Consider the following 1191-nt stretch of genomic DNA (forward strand, 5'->3'; position numbering starts at 1 on the left):
CCGACAGGGTGCCCGTCGTGCGCGGTCATCGCGACCGGGCGTGGGCGTCGACACCGGCTGCTCCATGACGTGCCTGGGACGACGCGAGTGCGGATCGTGTGGCGGCAACGGATCTGGCGCTGCGACGATGACGACTGCAAACGGAAGACGTTCGTGGAGCAACTGCCTGCTCTGGTCGGCCGGCGCGGGTCGATCACCACGCGCGCCGTCGGCTGGGCGATCGGACAGCTGCGTCGCGAGCATGCCACCGTGCACGGTCTGGCCCGCCAGCTCGGCACGTCGTGGAAGACGGTGTGGCGCGCCGTCAAGCCCGAGCTCAACAAGCTCGCGGCCGACGAGTCCCGGTTCGAGAACGTTACGGCCCTCGGTGTCGATGAGCACATCTGGCATCACGTCGACCCGCGCAAGCGCGGTCCGAAGGAGTTGACCGGGATGGTCGATCTCACCCGCGACAAGAGCGGAAAGACGCGGGCACGGCTGCTCGATCTCGTGCCCGGCAGATCCGGGAAGGCCTACGCGTCCTGGCTGGCCGAACGCGGTGACGCGTTCCGTAAGAGCGTGAAGGTCGCCGCCCTTGATCCGTTCGCCGGCTACAAGACCGCCATCGAAGACAAGCTCGAGGATGCCACTGCGGTGCTGGATGCGTTCCACGTCGTCAAGCTCGGCACCGGTGCCGTCGATGAGGTCCGCCGTCGCGTCCAGCAAGACACTCTGGGACATCGTGGCAAGAAGGGTGATCCGCTCTACGGGATCCAGACCATCCTTCGCGCCGGAGCCGAGAACCTCACCGACAAGCAGTGGGCGAGGCTGACCACAGCCATCGAGGCGGACCCGGCACACGACGAGGTGTTCGTCGCCTGGCAGTGCGCGCAGCAGCTTCGCTCGGCCTACCACCAGACGAGCCTCCCCGATGGGCGACGGATCGCCGAGAAGATCGTCGAGTCGTTCCACACCTGCCCGATCCCCGAGATCGCCCGCCTCGGCCGCACCCTGCGACGCTGGCGCTCAGCGTTCCTGGCCTACTTCACGACCGGGAGGTCATCGAACGGTGGCACCGAGGCCATCAACGGGATCATCGAACTCCACCGCCGCCTCGCCAGAGGGTTCCGCAACCGCGACAACTACCGCCTCCGCATGCTCCTCGCCGCCGGCGGCCTCACCCCATGACCCCCACCGAATGTCCGAAGAGCC

The 1191-nt window shown here is 67.6% G+C and carries 1 protein-coding gene; it reads left to right on the plus strand.

What is annotated here, in order from left to right:
• On the plus strand, positions 1 to 1167 hold a 1167-nt coding region (locus tag ACWAUG_RS13580; RefSeq protein WP_460802833.1), incomplete at its 5' end, for an ISL3 family transposase.
• Positions 1168 to 1191: the final 24 nt, after the last annotated feature.

The sequence above is a fragment of the Microbacterium sp. GXF6406 genome (assembly GCF_054798215.1).